Annotated in this window: 26 protein-coding genes; 2 read left to right on the forward strand and 24 right to left on the reverse strand. The window is 42.3% G+C overall.

Annotation, left to right across the window (positions count from 1 at the left end; translation table 11 throughout):
• The 6 genes from DXA93_RS04485 to DXA93_RS04510 form a co-directional block, all read right to left on the reverse strand.
• A partial coding sequence (locus tag DXA93_RS04485) for a hypothetical protein (RefSeq protein ID WP_119207785.1) occupies positions 1-337 on the reverse strand: 337 nt, incomplete at its 3' end.
• Positions 338-439: 102 nt separating this feature from the next.
• On the reverse strand, positions 440-2,320 hold the full coding sequence (locus tag DXA93_RS04490; protein ID WP_119207786.1) for an AAA family ATPase: 1,881 nt from the start codon (positions 2,318-2,320) through the stop codon (positions 440-442).
• Positions 2,321-2,415: 95 nt separating this feature from the next.
• Entirely contained in the window at positions 2,416-2,643 is a 228-nt protein-coding gene (locus DXA93_RS04495) for a hypothetical protein (RefSeq protein ID WP_147399518.1), read from the reverse strand.
• A gap of 27 nt (positions 2,644-2,670) precedes the next feature.
• A complete protein-coding gene (locus tag DXA93_RS04500) occupies positions 2,671-3,411 on the reverse strand; it encodes a PmeII family type II restriction endonuclease (protein WP_072522734.1) in 741 nt (246 codons plus the stop codon).
• Positions 3,398-4,606: a DNA cytosine methyltransferase gene (locus DXA93_RS04505; protein WP_117835400.1), complete on the reverse strand. Its 1,209-nt coding sequence runs from the start codon at positions 4,604-4,606 to the stop codon at positions 3,398-3,400. The genes DXA93_RS04500 and DXA93_RS04505 overlap by 14 nt, the downstream gene beginning before the upstream one ends.
• Positions 4,606-4,815, reverse strand: a complete 210-nt coding sequence (locus DXA93_RS04510; RefSeq protein ID WP_022140546.1) for a helix-turn-helix domain-containing protein — start codon at positions 4,813-4,815, stop codon at positions 4,606-4,608. The genes DXA93_RS04505 and DXA93_RS04510 overlap by 1 nt, the downstream gene beginning before the upstream one ends.
• Positions 4,816-4,974: 159 nt before the next feature.
• On the opposite strand from DXA93_RS04510, the gene DXA93_RS04515 reads away from it, so the two are divergent.
• Positions 4,975-5,427, forward strand: coding sequence for a very short patch repair endonuclease (locus DXA93_RS04515; protein ID WP_055153492.1), 453 nt, complete (start codon positions 4,975-4,977; stop codon positions 5,425-5,427).
• A 44-nt stretch (positions 5,428-5,471) separates the two neighbouring features.
• On the opposite strand, the gene DXA93_RS04520 is transcribed toward DXA93_RS04515, so the two are convergent.
• The 8 genes from DXA93_RS04520 to DXA93_RS04560 all read right to left on the reverse strand — a co-directional run bounded on the left by DXA93_RS04520 (position 5,472) and on the right by DXA93_RS04560 (position 11,110).
• Positions 5,472-5,846, reverse strand: a complete 375-nt coding sequence (locus DXA93_RS04520; protein ID WP_117835398.1) for a TnpV protein — start codon at positions 5,844-5,846, stop codon at positions 5,472-5,474.
• Between the two features lie 4 nt (positions 5,847-5,850).
• Positions 5,851-7,269: a plasmid recombination protein gene (locus DXA93_RS04525; protein WP_182420306.1), complete on the reverse strand. Its 1,419-nt coding sequence runs from the start codon at positions 7,267-7,269 to the stop codon at positions 5,851-5,853.
• A gap of 288 nt (positions 7,270-7,557) precedes the next feature.
• A complete protein-coding gene (locus tag DXA93_RS04535; protein WP_072446749.1) occupies positions 7,558-7,782 on the reverse strand; it encodes a DUF5348 domain-containing protein in 225 nt (74 codons plus the stop codon).
• Positions 7,783-7,959: 177 nt separating this feature from the next.
• A complete protein-coding gene (locus DXA93_RS04540; protein ID WP_330427257.1) occupies positions 7,960-8,298 on the reverse strand; it encodes a hypothetical protein in 339 nt (112 codons plus the stop codon).
• A complete protein-coding gene (locus tag DXA93_RS04545; protein ID WP_117835394.1) occupies positions 8,280-9,365 on the reverse strand; it encodes an AAA family ATPase in 1,086 nt (361 codons plus the stop codon). The genes DXA93_RS04540 and DXA93_RS04545 overlap by 19 nt, the downstream gene beginning before the upstream one ends.
• A 125-nt stretch (positions 9,366-9,490) precedes the next feature.
• Positions 9,491-9,811: a plasmid mobilization protein gene (locus tag DXA93_RS04550; RefSeq protein WP_072522729.1), complete on the reverse strand. Its 321-nt coding sequence runs from the start codon at positions 9,809-9,811 to the stop codon at positions 9,491-9,493.
• Positions 9,801-10,913: a site-specific integrase gene (locus DXA93_RS04555; protein WP_072522728.1), complete on the reverse strand. Its 1,113-nt coding sequence runs from the start codon at positions 10,911-10,913 to the stop codon at positions 9,801-9,803. Before DXA93_RS04555 ends, DXA93_RS04550 begins: the two co-directional genes overlap by 11 nt.
• A 2-nt stretch (positions 10,914-10,915) precedes the next feature.
• Positions 10,916-11,110, reverse strand: a complete 195-nt coding sequence (locus DXA93_RS04560) for a hypothetical protein (protein WP_005611072.1) — start codon at positions 11,108-11,110, stop codon at positions 10,916-10,918.
• Between the two features lie 181 nt (positions 11,111-11,291).
• On the opposite strand from DXA93_RS04560, the gene DXA93_RS04565 reads away from it, so the two are divergent.
• Entirely contained in the window at positions 11,292-11,741 is a 450-nt protein-coding gene (locus DXA93_RS04565) for a helix-turn-helix domain-containing protein (RefSeq protein WP_072522727.1), read from the forward strand.
• Between the two features lie 200 nt (positions 11,742-11,941).
• On the opposite strand, the gene guaA is transcribed toward DXA93_RS04565, so the two are convergent.
• From guaA to DXA93_RS04605, 10 genes are all read right to left on the reverse strand, one after another.
• The gene (gene guaA, locus DXA93_RS04570) at positions 11,942-13,486 is read right to left on the reverse strand and encodes a glutamine-hydrolyzing GMP synthase (protein WP_055218727.1); all 1,545 of its coding nucleotides are present in this window, start codon (positions 13,484-13,486) and stop codon (positions 11,942-11,944) included.
• Between the two features lie 160 nt (positions 13,487-13,646).
• On the reverse strand, positions 13,647-13,868 hold the full coding sequence (locus DXA93_RS18310) for a hypothetical protein (protein WP_243109147.1): 222 nt from the start codon (positions 13,866-13,868) through the stop codon (positions 13,647-13,649).
• 38 nt (positions 13,869-13,906) lie between these two features.
• Positions 13,907-14,524, reverse strand: a complete 618-nt coding sequence (locus DXA93_RS04575; RefSeq protein ID WP_243109148.1) for an aldose epimerase family protein — start codon at positions 14,522-14,524, stop codon at positions 13,907-13,909.
• 90 nt (positions 14,525-14,614) lie between these two features.
• Entirely contained in the window at positions 14,615-15,094 is a 480-nt protein-coding gene (locus tag DXA93_RS04580; protein WP_022462125.1) for an S-ribosylhomocysteine lyase, read from the reverse strand.
• A 28-nt stretch (positions 15,095-15,122) separates the two neighbouring features.
• Positions 15,123-15,623, reverse strand: a complete 501-nt coding sequence (locus DXA93_RS04585) for a GreA/GreB family elongation factor (RefSeq protein ID WP_022462124.1) — start codon at positions 15,621-15,623, stop codon at positions 15,123-15,125.
• Between the two features lie 150 nt (positions 15,624-15,773).
• Positions 15,774-17,705 carry a carbohydrate-binding domain-containing protein gene (locus DXA93_RS04590; protein ID WP_243109149.1) on the reverse strand — a complete coding sequence of 644 codons (1,932 nt, stop codon included), beginning with the start codon at positions 17,703-17,705 and terminating at the stop codon, positions 15,774-15,776.
• Positions 17,706-17,804: 99 nt separating this feature from the next.
• Positions 17,805-18,044, reverse strand: coding sequence for a hypothetical protein (locus DXA93_RS20830; RefSeq protein ID WP_330427258.1), 240 nt, complete (start codon positions 18,042-18,044; stop codon positions 17,805-17,807).
• Entirely contained in the window at positions 18,025-18,258 is a 234-nt protein-coding gene (locus DXA93_RS20835) for a hypothetical protein (RefSeq protein ID WP_330427259.1), read from the reverse strand. The genes DXA93_RS20830 and DXA93_RS20835 overlap by 20 nt, the downstream gene beginning before the upstream one ends.
• A 286-nt stretch (positions 18,259-18,544) precedes the next feature.
• A complete protein-coding gene (locus DXA93_RS04600; RefSeq protein WP_119207788.1) occupies positions 18,545-19,324 on the reverse strand; it encodes a polyphosphate polymerase domain-containing protein in 780 nt (259 codons plus the stop codon).
• Between the two features lie 277 nt (positions 19,325-19,601).
• A complete protein-coding gene (locus DXA93_RS04605; RefSeq protein WP_055227238.1) occupies positions 19,602-20,699 on the reverse strand; it encodes a glycoside hydrolase family 172 protein in 1,098 nt (365 codons plus the stop codon).
• Positions 20,700-20,755: the final 56 nt, after the last annotated feature.

Raw genomic sequence — 20,755 nt, forward strand, 5'->3', positions numbered from 1 at the left:
TTTTCGTTTTAATTCTTTGGAAATTTTTCGTTTTAATTCTTTGGAAATAGGATATTTTTTTTATCTTCCGCAATATTTCTTCCTTTGTTTCGCCTTTTCGATATAATTCTTTTATAACAGCAGAAAATATAGCATCCACTCCATATTGAGCTATGCCTTCTGAAATAAGACCAATTATACCTAATGTAGCTATTCCACCTAATATTCCTCCTGGCCCTAAAGCTGCCAATGCTGTTGTAATTGCTGCCCCTCCAGCAAGTCCAGTTGCGCCAATAGCTGTTACCAATACTAGACCTGGTATTCCTAAAGCAGCAATCTTTGATACTAATTTATCCATTTACATTTCCTTCCACTTTAGTTCATTTTTGAATTTATCATATTTTAAAAGTAATTGTCTTTTATTACCTGCAGCCAGGTTAACCCAACTAAGCCACTCACGTTAGCCTTGCGGACAAATTTCCAAAATATCTTTATCACATTCATCAATGATATATTGGGGTACAGTATCGTATTCACATGGATTCAACTGGAATAAATAATCATTTTCAATATGAAACGCTTCATTCACAAATTTTTTAATCACACTGTTGGAACTATTTTCATTAAACATGATACGATATATTTGCAATTTTTCATAATTACTTCCACTATTTTGATATAATTCTTTCAATACCGTTATATCTTGCGTTTTTTGGTATTCCGTATCGTAATCAAAATCTGAAATATAGTTTGTTTTGATTTCATTAGTCGCATCCTGTATTTCTTCTGGCGTCATCAATCGGTTCGGTGTTCCGTTCGAGAAATGATACTCTGGCTTTTCTCTTTTATGAAAAATATTGGATAATAATTGCCATGCTAAACCACTTGCATTTTCTATTTCCAATAATCTTCTCAAATATACCAATTTATTAAGAGAATCCATATCCGATGATATATTTGCATGAGCAATCTCGCCAAAAGATTTTATATCTGCTTTTGTAATTTCTTTTTCTTGCAATATACCTTGTTTCGTTGTTAAAAATGCAGCTGTTGGGGTTGGATTAAAATTATACGGCATATTATAGATTGCATCAATAACAGTATTAAATTCATGGGTCAAAAGCAATACTGTTCGATTTTTCAAACTATGCTTTCCCATAAAAAGCATATTAATAATAGCGAATTTTTTATTTCCATCAAATGAAGAAATCGGATCATCTAAAACAACCAGATCCGGATTCTCTTTCAAAACACTATACATGAATAGCACTAATGCAAATGCATTCCTTTCCCCATAACTTAAATGTTCATTTACTGTTTGAACATTATCAGTTCCCTCAATATGTTTTAATACTAAATGATAATCTGTTGTATTTTCTTCCTCTATTGCAACTTGATATTTATATCCTGCATAATATAGAAATTCATTTATTTCCGAACTATACATTTCAATAGTCTTTTTAATAAGTTTTTTCTGTTGTGCAATTTCTCCTTGTAATTTGCCAGCTTTTTCCAAAACCTCATCTAAGGTTTTGTTTATTAACTCCACTTTTTCATTCGACAGTTCTGAATTCAAATGCGAATAATATGATAAATCTATTTTATATTTTTTCAGCTCATCTGCTATTTTTTCAGCATTTTTTAATGAATGAAATCCCATTTTTTTCAATCCATACAACTGTTGCATAAAACTGTCTGCTTGAGCTTTTATTTCCAATAAGTAATTCTTTTGTGTATTTGTGATTCCTGACACATTTTTTGTTATTTCTTCCATCTTAACTGCTGTTTCATTTGTAAAATACGGCATCAGCTCTTTAAAAACTTCTAACATTTTAGTTAACTGTTCTACCGCTTTTGCATCATACTCTTCACTTACTTTTAAGATTGTTTCTTTGGTTTCTTTTATAGATCCAGAACAGTACGGACACTGTTCTGCCATATCTAAATAATGTTTTCCTTCTAATTGCCATTTAATCCACTTGACATTATCATTATTCTTCAAATATGGCTCATAAACTTCCAAACCAACAGGAATATTATCAAGTTTATTACCTTTTCCAATTCCCTTTCCTATGGCACCAGCTGCAGAATATCCACTCTTTGCCTTTCCAAATCCATCGATGAATTGTTGGAAAACTTTTATCAATTCCTCCAATTCCGGATGATTTTGAAAAGTAATATTTATACTTTCCAACAGTTTTTCTATTTCTTTTATATGTGTATCATAATCCGGAGATTTTACAAATATTTCAAAGCTATTCTTAATCAATTCATTTTGCTGATATACATAGTCTTCAATATACTTCTCATTAAAAAACTGAAACCTTTTTAAATTGATCATACCCTATTAAATTCTGGTGAATTTTCTTCCTCCACACCATAATATTTGAATGGCAATATACTTCTCATTAAAAAACTGAAACCTTTTTAAATTGATCATACCCTATTAAATTCTGGTGAATTTTCTTCCTCCACACCATAATATTTGAATGGCAATAATAAATTCTTTTTTTCTTGATCATTTGTGACAAAAGCCTCTATTGCTTTTGATATTGTTGATTTTCCTGTTCCATTAATCGCATATTTTATATTAAGCCTCCCCTCAGTAATATCAAATTCTCCATTTTCAATGTTATTACAATTTTTTATCTTTAATTGCATCATCTATCCCCCTTTGATTTTGTTTAGTTTTCAATCTCCCGAATTAAATTCTACCAGCTTTTCCCAGTCAATACTTCCATCTTCTCTGCAGAAACTATTAGAAAACTCCCTAACAAGTCTATTAGCTGCTCTGTTATAACTTTCTTTATAATCAGCCACATATTTCTCCGGCATAGTTCCCATGTATCCGATAATCTTTATGTAAAAGTCCTCGTCTCCTGTTAATTCTGCCCAGAATCGTTTTCCAGCCAATTCCTGATACATTTTGGGCTTTCCTCTACCAGATTCTTTCTTTTTCCCATAACAATAACCGATATACGCTTCATACCTTGCCTTTGCTTGCTGTGCCAACTTAGAAGCAGCTGTAAAATTCTGTTCCTGTCGTTTCTTACTGTCTGCATTAAATACGGACGGCCCACTTTTAACAGCTATTGCAGAAATTGTATTTGTTTCATTGTTCTGGATCATAATATCAATACCTTCTGCCAGGGCTTTATTTCCACCACTTGCAGCAATAGCAATCGGTTCAAAAAAGCAATTACCAAAAATAGTTTCTTCACTGGAACTTACAAATGCAGTAAGAACCGAATCTACAATTTCAGTTGCACTCTGCATAGCCTTTGCACGGTATAAATACGGATTTTTACGTTTCATTACCTTCTGTATGTTTAATCCATCTATCTTCTCAATTAGTGTTCCATAAAATGTTTCTAAGGCAGAAGCAATCGCCTGGATTACAGCCTGTTCATCATATGCATTATTTAACGGCATATAAATTTCCTCCCAATTCTATTGCATTTCTAATCTTATTATGTACATTTGTACCTCTAAAACGTTTTGTCTGAACTAAAGCTGTCTTATTAGCCACAGAAAGCACAGCCTTTCCAATAGCTTCTGCTAATCCCACCGGAACAGCATTCCCTATCTGTCGATATTTTGCTGCTGTCGTTCCAGTAAATACCCAATCATCCGGAAATTGCTGAATTCTTGCATATTCTTTTACGCTTAATGGTCTATCTTGTGTAGGATGACACATCATTGTTGCTTTCTGTACTGGAGAAGTAACTACAGTTGGTGAAGGCTGATCATATGATAACCTTCTATAAAATCCAACTTTTCCACCTCCGGATTTATATGCACCTCCCATAGCAATAGGAATAATATTCTCTGGTAAATCTCTCCAATTTCCACCTTCCGGAACCATTTTCAAGAATTTCAATCTTTCTTCACTTAACGTTGCACATTCTCCATGGTCAGATTCCAAATCTTCAATCACACTTCTAACTGTCTGCCACTGATACTCCTTGCTTTGATGCATCTGAAAATGTGTAGGAATTGGTAAGAAAATATCTTCATTATCCCGACTACCAATTAACACAAACCTCTCTCTGAATTGTGGAACGCCATAATTTACAGCATCAAGTACGCCATATACAGTTTTATATCCCAGTTTATCAAATTCTGCTAAAATCACATCAAGCACTGTTCCTAATTTCTGATCAGGATCGCTTTCATCTCTTTCAGACAAAGGCACATGTTTCAATGGCGACGACATAATTCCTTTTACATTTTCCATCACGAAAAAGCGAGGCCGTATATAATCAATCATACGAATGAAATCCATAAACAAACTGCCTCTCGGATCATTTATACCCAATCTTTTTCCTGCTGTAGAAAAAGGCTGGCACGGCGGTCCTCCGCAAATCAAAAATGGCTCTCCTACAGATAAGCCTGTCATATCTAATAATTGCTGGGGCTGTATTTCCCTAATATCTCCGCCCAATACTCTATGGCCATTGGCCTGCATAGTTTTTACACAGGCTGCATCAAAATCCTGTCCAATTGCTACATTTAAACCTGCTTTTCCCAATCCAATGTCTAATCCCATTGCTCCAGAAAATAAAGAAATAACATCTCTATTGGTAGCATATCTACTATAATTATTTTGTTTTATATTTTTATGCATTAAACTTTCTCTCCGTTTTTTAATACGAATTTTCTTTCAAAAGAACTGTTTACCGCACCTGCTATATCTTCTAATTCAGCTATGGTAAAACTCTCCCTTTTCATTTTTCCATTAAAATTCTGTGGTGTTGTCCCTATTCGCCGTGCAAGCTCAGCTACGCTAATATCTGACCGCACACACAGTACCTTGATTTGTTCAGAAATCGTCATTTCGGGTACCTCGTCATTTAATCAACTCTTACTTTACAAGTATAAATCATAGCCTTTATACCGTCAATCAAATAATTCATGTCCAACAGCCAATGGTACTTGTATCTTTTCCTTTAACTTGTTAGAATAATTAATATTCCCAAAGGTGGTGACCCGTTTATGTCTCGTGATTCTGAAACTGTCTCTAAAAATATGCGTAGCATTCATAGCAAAGACACATCCATAGAACTTCAACTCAGAAAAGCTCTATGGCACAAAGGATACCGATATCGAAAAAATTATAAAGCCTTGCCCGGCTCTCCTGATATTGTTCTGACCAAATACAAAATTGCTATTTTTTGCGACAGTGAATTTTTTCATGGAAAGGACTGGGAAATCTTAAAACTCCGTCTTGAAAAAGGTAAAAATCCAGATTACTGGATTAAAAAAATTGAACGTAATCGTTCCCGTGATTTTGAAACTGATAAAAAGCTCTTGTTTCTGGGTTATACAGTTATACATTTCTGGGGTCAAGATATCAAAAAACATACCGACGAATGTATTCAAGCTATTGAAGAAGCTATATGGGACAGCACCTTTTCAGATTCTTCTTTCGATTCCTCTGACGAATAGTATAAAATTTATGGCTGTATCTTTTTTGATACAGCATAATGGTTTTAAACATATATTATCTCTTTCAGTACAATTTCTTCTGCACTAACTTTGATATTATTCATCAATCTAACCCACCTCATCTGATCCTGCCTCTTTAAGTTTTCGTCTACACCCTGTTTTCCCACCATCTGCTTTACCAAGGTTTCCACCTGCTCTCTGGTCTCCTGATCGACTCGGTTCAGATGTGCTGTTAGTTCCCCCGTCATCAATAAATACTGATATCGTGCCGGTCTATGCATTTTCAGAAACTGTTTTCGCAACATTCCGTATTTACCATATGTCGGTTCTTCCTCATTCATTGCCAAATCCGGCAGATAATAATCTCCATGCAATGTGTAGCTTAATCCATTGCTTTCATCATAAATGTGCTTTTTCATCGTCTTATCTCTCCATTCCTCTATTTTTTGTTTTATTTTTCTTACGCTGTTGATTCTCCATTTCACTTTTACGGGCACCCCAAGCCAATCTTTCGTGAATACTTCCTTTGGGCATTTGCTCCATTTGCCGTTTTTCTTCTAATGCTTTCTGCTCCTGTATATCCTGTTGTACTGCATTTTCTACAATATTTTCTCCAAGAACACGCACTACCCGCTCATATCTGTCGGAAACACCCTGCAATTGTTGCTTTTCCTCAGATAACTGCTGTTTTTCTTCACATACTGTATCTAGCTGTCTCTGCACTCGGTTATATGCCTGCTTTGTTTCCTGATATTTGTGTTTCCATTTTTCTACTTCTTTGGTAAGTTCTTTGACCTGGGCTGCCATTGCAGCAATTTTATTTTTCATCTGGGTAAACAGTGGTTTTATCTTTTTATCCCGGTAAGTTGTTGCACGTTCTAATGTCCCAGCTTCCGGTAGAATTGCTTTCACTGTCCCATATTCCTTTATTTCCTTACTGACATTATCCATAACAGGCTGCAACCGTTCTCTGCGTTCTTCCAGGCTGTGCAGATCTTTCTCAGCTTTTTCCGCACGCTTCTCAGCCTCCTCTTTATCTTTAACTGCCTGCTCCTCATCATCTTTTAAAAGCTGGATATCAGCTCTTACTTCCGCAATCTGTGCAATCAGTCCTTCATTCTCAGCAGTGAGATATTCTTTTTCCTGTTCCAGTGTCTGTACTTCCTTTTTACGCTCTTTCTTCTTAAAATTATAAACATCAAGATGCTCCTCATGTGTCCCTTTCTGCTCCCATTCAATTCCATGCTGTCGTGCAACCTCTGCAAGCACTTCTTTTTCATGGTTGATCCACTGATTCAACTCTGTATCGTGTTTGTTCCCGCCTTGAAATCCCAGGCTTTTTAATGCCTGCTTCAGTGAAACCCTGGTATCCATTCCTTTCCCTTTCCAGCCAGTTACATAAGGAACAAAATCAATATGCAGATGCGGTGTAGCTTCATCCTGGTGCAGATAACAGCTAAATACATGAAGTGTTGGATTTCGTTGCTGAAAATTCTTTACATACTCATCCAGTACTTTTACCGCCAGGTCTCCTTCTGTCGTTCCCACAGCCATATCTTCTCGATTTCCAATCTGGAAAATCACTTCATGGAACAGCTTTTCCTGCTTTCCCTGACGAATTTTTTCATAGTAATTTGTAATCTGCCGGTCCTTTCTTTTTCCCACATTGTACCGTTCCACAGAATCATCAAACAACTCTTTATATACTTCTTTCAGATTTTCATTCTGGTAACAGATATTCAGGTGTACTCTGTCTGGGTCTACATTTTCAGCTACAAAATCCCGTCTGTTATGAGCCAGCGATCCAGCTCCAATCATGCCGCTAATCGTTCTTCTCATCATTATGCTCCTCACCTCTCCTTCTAAAAAGCGTGCCAGATATGGCACATAATTTGTATTTCCGCCAACTATGGCGATTATAAGAAATCTTCGCCGGATACGGCGGTTTTGTTACTTTTGTCAAAAGTAACGCAAAAGCACTTTCGACAGCCGTGCCGCCTATCAAAAGTACCCTTGCGCCCTGCCGGGGGCAAGACGTCCGGAGGACGTCTGTTCTGCACCGACCGGAGCGGAGACCATTATTTCTCCCGCTAGTCGGATTGCTTCTGCGTTACTCACTTAACTAATCTATTACTGTATTCTCGCCCGTATATATTCCAGATCTCCGCAGTACGGTGTTCCTACCAGATACCATTCCCTTGCCGGATTCATCTCCATTCTGGTCTGCACCCACTGATCATCAATTAGTACTTCCAGGCATTCCCCACAATGAAATCCTGTATCAATCCATAAATCTGATGACAATAAACCATATCTATCGTTACTGCTGTTATATCCTAATCTTCCTTCTCTCATTGCTGTATGCTCCTTTCTATTGTCCTACTGTAAGGACGCCCTGATTCAGGGCTCCCTTTCGCAGCCTATAATTTACCGATAAATAATCGGGTAATCTATAACCTCTCGTCTGTATCTTACCGGCTTTCTCCTTGTCTGATATTTACAGGTGCGTGACACGCTCCTGTTATAAAGTGATCAGCAAGAATCTCTACCAACGAAAGTTTCCAGTATTCCCTTCCTTTCCAGGTATTCCTGCCTGGACTTTTCTCTCTCTTCCTCTGTTGGGGCTGTTTTGTACTTGCTGTATAACTCCCGATCTACCATTGCATTCAATTTCTTTTCTAACCCTTTCCTTATGATTTCTTCGCCCTCATAATTCTCCATCAGGAAATATTGCAACAGTTGAAAGAATAACTCATATGGTATCTGCACATTTCTATTTTTCATCTGATCTCCTTTCAAGGTGGCAAGATGCCCTATTATTAAGATATGGTCATCTTGCCATCTTCCTTTTTCTACTCTGACAACATCCAATACCACTGATTTCCACGTTTTACGGAATCTATTCCCAGTTCCATTTTGGCATTTCTCAGTGTTTTCTTTTTAATTCCCAGTTTTTCTGCTTCTTCCTCAATTTTCTTTTGTGCCATACCTCCATCAGCCAGTATCTCAAGCAGAAATTCTTTTGCTTTCCGGGTTTTCTGTCCTTTTCCCTCTCCATTGAGCAATTCATCTGCACTAATGTCATATTCACCAATCCATTCAAATCCGTTGTTTTTATCCAGACGGAACGCAATAGCTTTACCTTCCGGTGCCAAGGAACTCTTTGTATGGCACACAACTCTTACTTCTGGTTCATCCTTAATACGTCCGACAATCAAAACGCTTCTTGCAGCTGCCTGAAAATCGATGGAACCCAGTCCCCGGTAAGATGATTTTCCATTGCTGTTCTTGTTCATATGTCCGATCAGGATAATCGCACAATGATATTTCTCCGCCAGGACCGCTATGCGTTTCATCAAAGGACGGATTTCATTAGCTCTGTGCATATCTACCTCTGCTCCAAGGAATCCCTGAATCGGGTCAAGCACAACCATTCTGGCTTTTGTCTGCATAATTGCTTCTTCCAACCGGACATCTGCCATCGTCAGCGGTTGCTCACTGTCATCGATAACCATGACCTTTGTGCAGTCTGCACCTGCAGCAAGTAATCTTGGTTTTATCGTATCTCCAAGACCATCTTCTGCAGTCTGGTAGATTACATTTACTGGTGCCTCCAAATGCTGTGTTGACGCATTGTTTTCAATATTTTCTGCATCTACCATATCGCTTTCACTATCAATATCTATCCTTTTATCTTTTGTTGAATCAGCTGGAAGAATAGTCTCTCCTTTGGTCAGTTTTGCAATAATTTGAAGCACCATTGTCGTTTTTCCTTCTCCCGGATCTCCCTGTATAATTGTTACTTTTCCATAGGGAATAAATGGATAAAGCAGCCATTCAATCTGCTCCACTTCCACCGTATCCATATTGATGAGTTTCAGTTCCGGTTCCAGCCTTTTCTGTACTGTTTTATTTGTTTCTGTTCTTTTGTTTTCCATCAAATCCTCCTTATTTTCCCGTTGAAAGAAAGAGTGGTTTTTGATAGAATACTCATAGAAGTTTTTTGGAAGAGTATTCTACCAAATCCCTGCCTTTAGGTGTTTGCCGACACTTAAAGGCTTTTTTATTCCGCTTTCATTCCAGCCATTGTTATTGTGATAAGCCGAATCACTTCCAATAAATCCTCCGGCACATCTTCTCCCTTTTTCAGACGTTTCAGCTCACTCAGTACCTTTTCAAGTTCCTTCTTCAAAGCTTTATACACCCTGGGATTTCCTGTAACCACAACTTCTTTTTCCTGCAGTCTTCGGATAATATATTCTTGTTTGGTTAATCCCGATAGCCGTACTGCCGTCTCCAGAAGTTCATCTTCTTCCGGTGACATCCGAAATGCTACAACTTTATTTCTCCAACGCCCCTGCTGATCCAGACATTTAGCCGACATTTGCAAGTCCTCCTTCCACTTCATTTAATTCTTCTTCCATATTTTCTGCATCCAGCTGCTCTGCCATGTCCTGCTGTACCGACGGGAATAGATGTGCATACCGGTAAGTAATCTTTTCTGCTGAATGTCCAACCCTTTTTCCGATTGCCAATGCGGTATATCCCATATTGATCAGCAGGGATACATGACTATGCCTGAGATCATGAACTCGGATTTTCTTTACACCACTCGCTTTGCAGCCTCTTTCCATCTCATGTTTCAGGTAATATTTTGTCACAGGAAAAATGCGGTCGTCAGACTTTAAACTGTAATATAGTTTCAGGCAGTCCTGCATTTCATCACACAGGAACTGTGGCATTATGACTGTCCGTACACTGTTCTTTGTCTTTGGCGTACTGATTACATCTTTTCCCTTCAATCGCTGATAGGACTTATTGATCCGAAGCGTTTTCTTTTTGAAATTAAAATCTGCCGGTGTTAAAGCAAGCAGCTCACCGGAACGAATCCCGCACCAGTAAAGCAGTTGAAAAGCATAGTAGGAAAGAGGTTTGTCCATCATTTCTTCTGCAAACCGCTTATATTCTTCTTTTGTCCAGAACAACATTTCCTTGCCTTCTTCTTCTCCCGGTGCCCCTGCTTTTCTCGCAGGATTAGTGCTAAGGTCGTAATATTTCACTGCATGATTGAAAATGGTGCTTAACTGTCCATGTATCGTTTTCAGATACGTTGGCGAAAGCGGTTTTCCTGTCTTCGTTTTCAGTTTTCTCATCTGGTTATGCCAGTCCATCACATCTTTCGCTGTAATTTCTGATACTTTTCGCTTTCCAAGATACGGAAGAATCTTTTTCTGAATAATATTTTCTTTCGTAAGCCAAGTACTCTGCTTCAAAGAAGGTCTGATATCTTCTTCATACATAGTGCAAAAGCTTTCCATTGTCATATCCACGCTTGCTTTCTTCTGTAATTTGAATTGTAATTCCCAGTCCGCAGCTTCTTTTCTTGTAGAAAATCCTCGTTTGCATTTCTGTTTTCTTGCACCTGTCCAGTCCTGATACCGGATCATCACATACCAGGTGCCATTGTCATTCTTATAAATTGCCATTCTTAATTCCTCCCATCATTCGATCTTGTTCCATAGAACTGCTCATAGAAATATTTCCGGTCAACCTTTCCTGCAATGGTCTGACATCCCATCGCCTGTAACTCCCTGTTTAGCCTTTTCATCAGCTTGTATGCGTAGGATTCTGATACTTCCAGGACTTCCATGACCTCTTTCACATTCATAAACATTTTACTCATAGAAAATTTCTCCTTTCTCTTTACTATACTATTTTGTATGGGTTGAATTATACTATACTATTCTGTATGGGTCAAGTACTTTCAATACATTTACCCATACTTTTTTGTATGGATTTTCTTGTCTCTACCATTTGGATATGCTATACTCAACCTATCAAGAAGAAGACAGGAGATATAGCATATGGCAATAGGCGAAAGAATCCACCATTTCAGACTTCTGCGTGGTTTCACGCAGAAATATTTGGGGCAACAGCTGGGATTCAGTGATTCACAGGCTGATGTCCGCATTGCACAGTATGAAAAAGGGGCACGCAGTCCAAAGGAAAAATACCTGAACGCATTGGCTGATATTTTTGAAGTATCCCCTCATGCTCTGGCTATCCCGGATATTGACAGTTACGTTGGACTGATGCATACCTTATTTACCTTAGAAGACCTTTACGGACTTCACATTGATGAGATTGACGGAGAACTCTGCCTCCGGCTGGACAAGTCCAAGGGAACCACCTACCTTTCTATGTTTGATATGTTCCATGCATGGCAGGAACAGGCAGAAAAACTCAAATCCGGCGAGATTACTCAGGAAGAATATGACCAGTGGCGTTACAACTATCCAAAAAACGCAAAATAAAAGCCGACGAAAAAGGCCTTACCAAATTGATTTCACTCAATTCAGTAAGACCTTTTTTTGTCGGTTTCACACATATTACTCGATAACCACAGGATACCTAATAAATAATATCAAAATATCCAGTGTTATCATTTTGTTATCAAATAGAACTTTATCTGCTCGGAAACGCCCTGTTTATAAGGCTTTCCAGAAATTTTTAATTACTCAAACTCGATTGTTGCCGGTGGTTTTCCGGTGCAGTCGTACATGACGCGGTTGATGTGTTTGACTTCGTTTACGATTCGACTGGTTGTTCTTCCGATGACATCCCACGGGATTTCGGCGCTTTCGGCGGTCATGAAATCGGTGGTGGTGACGGCGCGGAGGGCGATGGCGTAATCGTAGGTTCTTTCATCTCCCATGACTCCGACGGAGCGCATGTTGGTCAGGGCTGCGAAGTACTGGCCGATTTCGTGGGCGATTCCGGCTTTGTCGATTTCTTCGCGCCAGATCGCGTCGGCGTCCTGTACCATTTTGACTTTCTCGGCGGTTACTTCGCCGATGATACGGATGCCAAGTCCCGGGCCCGGGAATGGCTGACGGAATACGAGGTATTCCGGGATGCCGAGCTCAAGGCCGGCTTTTCTTACTTCGTCTTTGAAGAGGTTGCGCAGCGGCTCGATGATTTCTTTGAAATCTACGTAGTCCGGCAGTCCTCCGACGTTATGATGGGATTTGATGACGGTGGATTCTCCGCCGACGCCGCTCTCTACAACGTCTGGGTAGATGGTTCCCTGTACCAGGAAGTCTACAGCACCAATTTTCTTTGCTTCTTCTTCGAAGACGCGGATGAACTCTTCGCCGATGATTTTACGTTTTCTCTCCGGCTCTTCTACGCCTTTTAATTTTGCATAGAAACGCTCCTGTGCGTTGACGCGGATGAAATTCAGGTCGTATGGGCCGTCCGGTCCGAAGACTGCTTCTACTTCATCGCCCTCGTTTTTACGCAACAGGCCGTGATCTACGAATACGCAGGTCAGCTGGTTTCCGACTGCTTTGGAAAGCATAACAGCTGCTACGGAGGAATCGACTCCGCCGGACAGTGCGCAGAGGACTTTTCCGTCGCCTACTTTTTCGCGGATAGCTTTGATGGATTCTTCTACGAAGGAGTCCATGTGCCAGTCGCCGGCGCAGCGGCAGACATTGTATACAAAGTTGGAAAGCATTTTCTTTCCTTCTTTTGTGTGCAGAACTTCTGGATGGAACTGGGTTGCATAGAGGTTTTTCTCTACGTTTGCAACGGCTGCTACCGGACAGTCATCCGTATGGGCGATGATTTCGAATCCCGGAGCTGCTTTGGAGATGTAGTCGTTGTGGCTCATCCAGCAGATGGTTTTTTCGGATACGTTCTCAAACAGTGCGGAACTGGTATCTACGGTTACCTCAATTTTTCCATATTCTCTGACCGGTGCTACTTCTACTTTTCCGCCGAGCAGATGCATCATCAGCTGTGATCCGTAGCAGATGCCGAGGATCGGGATTCCAAGTTCAAAAATTTCTTTTGTATAAGTCGGGGAATCCGGCAGATATGCGCTGTTCGGGCCGCCGGTGAAGATAATACCTTTCGGCTGAATTTCTTTGATCTTTTCGATGTCTGTTTTGTAAGAATAAATCTCACAGTAAACGTTGCACTCACGTACACGTCTTGCAATTAACTGATTGTACTGACCGCCAAAATCAAGTACGATAACCGTTTCTCTTTTCAAGAACGTTCCCTCCTGTTTTTTCTTCTGTGCATGATGAACTACATGCGTTTTTTGGGTTTGATGCTAATTATAGTAAAGAAACCGTAAAATTTCAACCCCTGAAGTACAGGAATCGTGTTCTTTTCGCTGTACTTCGGAGGTTTTTCTTTTTTTCGGGTCCTTATTCTCCGATGGTGATGGTGTAGCCTGCCTGGAAGGTTTCCCCGGCTTTCAGGTGCTGTTCGCCGTATTTGTCTTTTAATTCGCCGTCAAAGCCGACGTTGTCGCAACGGCCGATCCATGGCTCGAGGCACACGAACGGGGCATCTGCTTTTGGCTTGGACCATACGCCGACGCTCGGGAAGCCTTTGCAGGTGAGAGTGACATACGGTTTTCCATCCACTTCTACGCCGACGCGCTCGACCTGGGTGTTGTCGAAGATCAGGCGTCTTCGTCGAAAAGGGTTCTGGTGTACGGGATTCTGCCGTCCTGAAGTTTCAGTTTTCTCGGATGTGCGACATCGACGCCTGCTGTTTCCGGGTCGATCAGGACGTATTCGAGTTCGGTCTCGGTGTGGTTTTCCAGGCCTTTGTTGAAGACGATGTCATACTGTTCCGGAATCATGAATGCAGGATGTCCGCCGACGGAGAAGTACATGTCATCATCACCGGTGTTTTCTACTTTCCAGGTGATGGTCAGGGTTCTGCCGGAGAGTTCCTGGGTTACGGTGAAGGCAAAATCGAACGGGTAAACTTTTTTTGTTTCTTCGGTCGATACCAGGCGGTGTACTGTTTTGTTTGCGGTGTTTTCGATGCACCCGAATTCGTTGTCGCGGGCGAAACCGTGCTGGCCCATCGGGTATTTGACTCCTTTATGGGTGTAGAAGCCACCGTTTACTTTTCCGACGAACGGGAACAGGACCGGTGCGTGGCGGTTCCAGAAGGCCGGATCGCCGATCCAGACTGCCTCACGGTCAGCCGCTTTGTCGTAGATGCTGCTAAGTTCTGCGCCGTGATCGCTGATCTGTACACGCAGTTTTTCGTTTTCCATGGTTCTCATACTCTGTTTCCCCCTGTTTTCTTTCATTTTTTGTAACTATTCAGAGCCATGCGAAATTGCATGGCGCTGAATAGTTACCATTTTTAGAATTTATTCCGGATAGACGAGACGGGATTCATCAATTCCGTACAAAACCTCATCCAGGTATTTTTTGCCAAGGTAATTTGCCATGGACAGATTCATATCCAGATAGTTTCCGCAGTCTTTCGGGGATGCACCCGGGACTTCGCCCTTGAAATCGCGGATAAATTCATACATTTCTATTACGAGTGAAACGATATCTTTCGAGCTGTAATCACCGGCCAGCAGCAGGTAAAATCCTGTACGGCAGCCCATTGGACCAAAATATACGGTTTTATCTTTCCACTCTTCGTGATTACGCAGGAACGTTGCGCCAAGATGCTCGATGGTGTGAACCTCAGCGGTATTCATAACAGGCTCATCGTTTGGAGATGTCATACGCAGGTCAAAGGTTGTGATAACGCTGTCACCTACGTGATCTTTTCTTGAAACGTAAATGCCTGGTTTAAGTTTGATATGGTCGATCGTAAAGCTTGCAATTTTTTCCATGACTGGTATTTTCCTTTCTTTCTGTCCTTTAATAGCTGCGGAGTTCATCATCGGTATCCGCAGTGTTTTCGATGGATTTGATGATGAGATCATAACTATAGGCATCGCTTACTTTTACAGTGACGCGGTCGCCGACTTTATGACCCAGAATGGCTTTTCCTAATGGCGAGTCGATACTGACGTATCCTTTGAGAGAATTACCACGAACGGTGGTGACAAGTTTGTAGGTTTCTGTCTCATCATCTTCTTCGATGTAAACCTGGACGGTATTGTTGATGCCGACTTCGTCGTCCTTTGAGGTATCTGAAATAACGTGGGCGGTTTTGATCATTTTTTCCAGATAGCGGATGCGGCTTTCGTTGCGATTTTTGTCCTGTTTGGCAGCTTTGTATTCAAAGTTTTCGCTGAGATCGCCCTGAGCACGGGCTTCTTTTACAGCCTCGAGTTCTTTTGGACGGACAACCAGTTTTCGGTAGTCGATTTCTTCCTGCATTTTTTTAATATCGTTTTCGGTCAGTTTATCATACATGATTTTTCTACCTCTTTTCTTGTGAGGTTATTTTAGCACAGAATACGGCAAATTGGAAGTAGGAAGACAGCCACGGTAGAATCATGAGTAGAATCACTTTCTTACGCACCGGAACAGCAAATGTTCCGGTGCTGAATGAACTATAACGGTTCACTCAGCCGTGTCGCTTGGTTTTGAAGGCGGAGTTCCTTTGTTGTCGCTGTTATTTGGCATTTTTCCACCTTTGGGATCGCTCATCGTTTTAACAGACCGGGTTCCGGCGGTGGTGATGATGTCCGTGAGGGTGATCTCTTCGTTGTCGGTACCGGCAGTCAGAGTATACGTTGCGTCCAGTTTCATTTCGGGGCAGGTCAAAACGATGCTGGCGTAGGCTTTTTCAGGTGTAACCGTGAAGAGGGCACTTCCATCGCTGTCTGTCAGTGTGATGGTAGTGTCAGCGGACTGGGTTTCCGTACTGTAATAGGTGATAACGGGCTGGGTGGAAGCTTCGTCGAAGCTTTCCGTCATGCCGGCACTGCCGATAGCAGCTAAGGTTCCGCCGGTCACAATTGCACTTCCGTCGTAATCGAGGGCACTGTCACCATCGCTGGTCGGCCCGTACACGATCGTAGTTCCGCCGGTCACGAGAAGACTGCCGTTGGAATCAAGACCATCACCATCGGCGGATACGGTCAGGGTTCCGCCGGTAATTTTAATGTAAAGCTCAGAGTTGCCTTCGCCGCCGGGGCCTCCCTGCATCTTCTGTGGAGCATCGCCGTCAGACGGAGCATTCCCCGGATCGAAGTTCTGCGGCGCATTTCCGCCAGACGGAGCGTTCTCCGGATCGAAGTCCTGCGATGGCTGCATATCGCTGCCGTTTTCTGTATCAGGCGGCATTTGCGGAGGTTCCTTTCCGTCTGCCGCACCGGATATGCTGCTATCATCACCGGAGTTTATGGCAGCACTGCTATCGTTGTTTGAGCTTGCGGCATTGCTGTCATCGTCACCGGAACCGGCCGCATTGGCGCCAGGATTTATGGCGTTGGCGCCATCGTCGCCGGAATTTGCGGCATTGATGCCATCGTCGCTGGCGTTTATGGTAATGTCACCACCATTGACCACAACGCGTTTTCCTTCCAGTCCTTCGTAGCTTTTTTCAACAAGGATCGTTCCGCCATGAATGACGGTGTCGAGATCCGCATGGAAACCGTCATCACCGGAGTTTACGGTGATGGTTCCGTCATCGACAACAATGCTGCCGGTTGCATGGAAGCCGTCCTGTTCCGCCTCGATCGTAAAAATTCCACCGGCAATATAGATATTTCCAAGCTCTGTGTCATCCGTATTCTTCGCTTTGACCGCACTGTTTGCAGCATCAATATCAAAGCTTCCATCCAGAATTTTAATCTGATCTTTGGCTGTGATCCCGTTGTCCGCAGCGGCGATTTTGTAGGTTCCGCCGGTAATCACAAGGTCATCTTTGGATACAATCCCGTGCTTGTAGTCTGCCTCGATGGTCAGACTTCCTGTCCCGTTGCAGACAAGATCTGATTTGGAGAAGATAACGCCGTCTACCGTGTTGTCGTCAATCTGAGTGTACTCGTTTCCATCGCCAAGCGTGTTGCTGCTGTTTTCAGCAAGCGTGATGAAAACTTTGTCCGCTTCGCGAACGTAGATGGCAGCATTTGTCTCACAGTTGATATGGACTCCATCGAGTACGATCTGAACCTTGTCGGAATCGGATGCGTCTACGATAATCTGGCCATCCTCAAGTGTTCCGCTTACGACGTAAACACCTTCTTCCGTGATGGTAATTGTGCTGCCGTCTGCTTTGGCTCCGCTGCCGGAGACGGTGGCTGTCGTCTTATTAAGTGTAATTTTTACGGCTTCTGATGCTTTATAGCTTCCGCTCTTCTCACGGTCTGTGAATTCGGTGTCGATAGTGGATTCGGTCAGTTCCAGGTCAAAATTAATATCGGAAGCACTTTCCATTGCATTTTCCGAATCTGTGCTCTCTGATGTGGTATCCGCGTTGTCGGCAGATGTTTCGCCGGTTGACTCTGTACGGGCAGATTCGGCATTTACAGAGCTGGAAGATGTCACTGCTGTGCCGCATCCGCCGAAGGCCAGCGATGATACAAGAAACAGACTGACGACCGCGCCGGTCTCTTTTTTTTCTGTTTTTATTTCTGTTTCGATTCATTATAATTCCTCCCTTCCGGTCTGTGCACGACTGCACAGGATTTCAAGGTTTCCGTTTCTGCAGCGGAGCTGGTCAATCATGTTTTTCTCTTCTCCTTCCTCACGGAATACGATGCGATACTCCAGCTTGAAAAGACTTCCCATATTCGTGGTTTTTACCTGTACAAGCTCGCAACGGGTCAGATACCTGGCAAAGATATCGTCAAAAACACTGGTATAATCAAGGGACTCCGGTTCCAAGATTTCTATTGACGAGCATGATCACCATCTGTACGATCGCAGGCATCAGAACAAGCGTGACAGCAAAGCTTTTGGTGCATTCGCTTTTGTACCTGTAAACAGCAGCGATCAACAGTCCCAGAATCAGAGACACTGCTGTGCAGGCAAGGAACTGACCAAAGGTGAAGGCGGCGGTTGTTTCTGTAAAAACGGAACTGAATATTGTGTTAAGCATAGCAAATTCCTCCCAGAATTTTTTATTTTCTTGTCTATTCAGAGCCCCATCTCGATTCCGCTTACGCTACATCGCGATGTTGCTTCTCGCCATATGAAGTTCCAGAAAAACCGCTCATTCATGCAAGCATGATTCGCGATTTTTCTTCTATTTTGCATGGCTCTGAATAGTTACATTTTCTTTTTTTGTGAAGCAGATTATGTTTGAAAAAGGCTTTTCGCAAGCTGTGAGTCCACCCACTGATTCTTGCTTTTCGCAATGGCCGCAGAGGACTTACCTGATTCAGCTAACGGAATGCTGTTTTTGATACGGTTTGCCGGATATCTGTGAATGGTATGAAAGCTTTTTCTTTTTCTTCTGATTCTTTCTGATTTTCGATCTGATAGGCAAAGCCGTATTTAGAAAATGATGCCGGATAGATTGCAAGATCATCCAGAATTTTGCTGAACCATAGGGGCACAGCACCTGGTGTTTTCACCTCCATGAGATACCAGCCTGGTTCTAAAAGCCTGGTTCCTTCCGTTGGACCGTCAGGACACAGATTGTCGGTACGCCATCGGATATTGGTGTCGAAGGTAACACGAAAGTTCCTGTCTTCCGTGCCGAAGCAGGCGATGCGGTCGTAGGCGATGTACATAGCGGGAGCAAGCCCCCGGTAGTAGTTGCGAAACCAAGTGATTTCGTGGAGAATCTGGCTGTCGAAGCCCGGTTCTGATTTTCCCGCAAGATAGGGAACCGCTTCTGATAATATCATGCGCTCGCGGCGTTTGTAAACGATTCCTTCATATTTTTTCTTTAGTTCTACGTATATGGGGCTGGTCTCTTTGGCCGGACCATAACTGCGGAGTCGCAGTTTTTCTTTGTAGACGGGTTTTTCCAGCGAACGGCGTATGAGCTGGTGATCCGGGGTATCGTAATAGAGGCTGCAGATGGTATCAAGGCCGTATTCATCCATCTGCAGATGACCCGGAAGGCTCTTGTGAAGCTTGCGAGCCATGATCGGGGAAAGCATGTATTTTGTTTCATACCATTGGAAGGTCATGGGAATCTGTTGGCTTTGCATCATAATCGATTGATCCTTTCGTTTGATTTACTTCCGGAAATGTTTTTTACACTTTTAAGTATAATGAGGAAACTTTAAAGGAACCTTAAAGAATGGACGGAAAATGTGAAAGGTTTGTGAAAAGACGGACCTCTGTAATCCGGATCGCTTTTTGAATACCATATAAAAAAAGAAAGAGCCGTTTCCGGACAAATTCGTTGGAAGCGGATTTGTTCGGAACGGACTCTTGCAGCCGATATGCAACGTCATGAAACATATAAAATAGGAAAAGCGTCAAAAATCATCTTGGCCAGCGCTCTTTTCTGGACATGAGTGGCGCGAATGGTACATGAGGATGCGTCTGGTACCAGTAAGCTGTGGTAGCGACATCATCCTGACGTTCAAAGAGGCCTCCGTGACTGACACCAATCTGCTGCAAGGTTACCTTAAGATCCTTCTCAAAAAGGATGGGATCAAGAAGATGCCAGCGGTAGAAGCTGCGCTGTGGCATCTGATCATCATTGTGGTAATCATTATGAAGGAAGGTATCGTGGGTAGAGTAGTAAGGATATCCAAGATACGGAGTGCAGTACTGATTTTCAACGGTTTGGCCATTTTGCTGTGTTGCAAAGCTCCAGGCACCACCGAAGTAATCTTCTGTTCCGGTTCCGCAGATGGTTGGATAATCCTTGTCTCCATCGATGTAGAATTTCATCTCACCTTCTCCGTACCAGTAGCGTTCGAGGCTGGTAAGTGCAAGATACGTTCCAACGTACTGACCTTTCCCTTTGATGTTGTCGAGGACAACGTAGTCTTTTGCCTTTTCCGTTATGCGCTGACGACGCCACTGGGCATGGAAATAGGCAGCATCCTCCGGAACCGTTGTCAGGCAATAGTCGATCTGATAAAAGAAGGCCGGAATCGGCTCATCACACTGATTTTCAATGGTAATACGGGCGTTTTTACGGAACGGCATCGGGAAATAGCTGTTGAAACCACGGGTCGGATTGACAGCAATCGGGACTGAGTTTACCTGGTAGGAAACACCGAAGCCGCAGCAGAAGAAATCGCCAAGCGGGCATTCCACGGATGGATCTTCTTCGTCATCCCAGTACATGCGCAGAACAAGATCCCGCAGAACATAACGGTTACGTTCACTGGTACGGTCTGTGACGGTAATCCAGATGTGCTGAATGATGCCTTCTCCCTGGATCTCACCAAGTGTTACGGTCTCTCCTGCTTCTATTTTCGGGATACACGGGGAACCTTTTCTGGACGGACCAAGATCGCTGGATGCCATGCCGCCTTTTCCTTTTTCTCCATTCCGGTTTTCCCAGTTAATAGAACGGGACTGTCCGCTTTTCAGCTGGAAAATGTTTTGTAAACCACAATCAAACATCATATATTCCTCCTTTTGTTTTCTGTTGTTTTTTCTCTCATGGAGCTTTTGATTTC

Origin of the sequence: Blautia sp. OF09-25XD, assembly GCF_003482095.1 — a bacterium.
GTDB classification, from domain to species: domain Bacteria; phylum Bacillota; class Clostridia; order Lachnospirales; family Lachnospiraceae; genus Fusicatenibacter; species Fusicatenibacter saccharivorans.

Bases quoted from the DNA above. Each gene is read 5' to 3' on its own strand.
- DXA93_RS04585 (WP_022462124.1), bottom strand. From the start codon at position 15,623: ATGTATGATAAACTGACCGAAAACGATATTAAAAAAATGCAGGAAGAA.
- DXA93_RS04560 (WP_005611072.1), bottom strand. From the start codon at position 11,110: ATGAGTAAAATGTTTATGAATGTGAAAGAGGTCATGGAAGTCCTGGAA.
- DXA93_RS04510 (WP_022140546.1), bottom strand. From the start codon at position 4,815: ATGACGATTTCTGAACAAATCAAGGTACTGTGTGTGCGGTCAGATATT.
- DXA93_RS04550 (WP_072522729.1), bottom strand. From the start codon at position 9,811: ATGTCGGCTAAATGTCTGGATCAGCAGGGGCGTTGGAGAAATAAAGTT.
- DXA93_RS04565 (WP_072522727.1), top strand. From the start codon at position 11,292: ATGGCAATAGGCGAAAGAATCCACCATTTCAGACTTCTGCGTGGTTTC.
- DXA93_RS04580 (WP_022462125.1), bottom strand. From the start codon at position 15,094: ATGGAAAAAATTGCAAGCTTTACGATCGACCATATCAAACTTAAACCA.
- DXA93_RS04490 (WP_119207786.1), bottom strand. From the start codon at position 2,320: ATGATCAATTTAAAAAGGTTTCAGTTTTTTAATGAGAAGTATATTGAA.
- DXA93_RS04555 (WP_072522728.1), bottom strand. From the start codon at position 10,913: ATGGCAATTTATAAGAATGACAATGGCACCTGGTATGTGATGATCCGG.
- DXA93_RS04520 (WP_117835398.1), bottom strand. From the start codon at position 5,846: ATGAAAAAGCACATTTATGATGAAAGCAATGGATTAAGCTACACATTG.
- DXA93_RS04500 (WP_072522734.1), bottom strand. From the start codon at position 3,411: ATGCCGTTAAATAATGCATATGATGAACAGGCTGTAATCCAGGCGATT.
- DXA93_RS20835 (WP_330427259.1), bottom strand. From the start codon at position 18,258: ATGCTTAACACAATATTCAGTTCCGTTTTTACAGAAACAACCGCCGCC.
- DXA93_RS04545 (WP_117835394.1), bottom strand. From the start codon at position 9,365: ATGGAAAACAAAAGAACAGAAACAAATAAAACAGTACAGAAAAGGCTG.
- DXA93_RS04525 (WP_182420306.1), bottom strand. From the start codon at position 7,269: ATGATGAGAAGAACGATTAGCGGCATGATTGGAGCTGGATCGCTGGCT.
- DXA93_RS04515 (WP_055153492.1), top strand. From the start codon at position 4,975: ATGTCTCGTGATTCTGAAACTGTCTCTAAAAATATGCGTAGCATTCAT.
- DXA93_RS04535 (WP_072446749.1), bottom strand. From the start codon at position 7,782: ATGAGAGAAGGAAGATTAGGATATAACAGCAGTAACGATAGATATGGT.
- DXA93_RS04505 (WP_117835400.1), bottom strand. From the start codon at position 4,606: ATGCATAAAAATATAAAACAAAATAATTATAGTAGATATGCTACCAAT.
- DXA93_RS04600 (WP_119207788.1), bottom strand. From the start codon at position 19,324: ATGATGCAAAGCCAACAGATTCCCATGACCTTCCAATGGTATGAAACA.
- DXA93_RS04495 (WP_147399518.1), bottom strand. From the start codon at position 2,643: ATGATGCAATTAAAGATAAAAAATTGTAATAACATTGAAAATGGAGAA.
- DXA93_RS04605 (WP_055227238.1), bottom strand. From the start codon at position 20,699: ATGTTTGATTGTGGTTTACAAAACATTTTCCAGCTGAAAAGCGGACAG.
- DXA93_RS04575 (WP_243109148.1), bottom strand. From the start codon at position 14,524: ATGAGAACCATGGAAAACGAAAAACTGCGTGTACAGATCAGCGATCAC.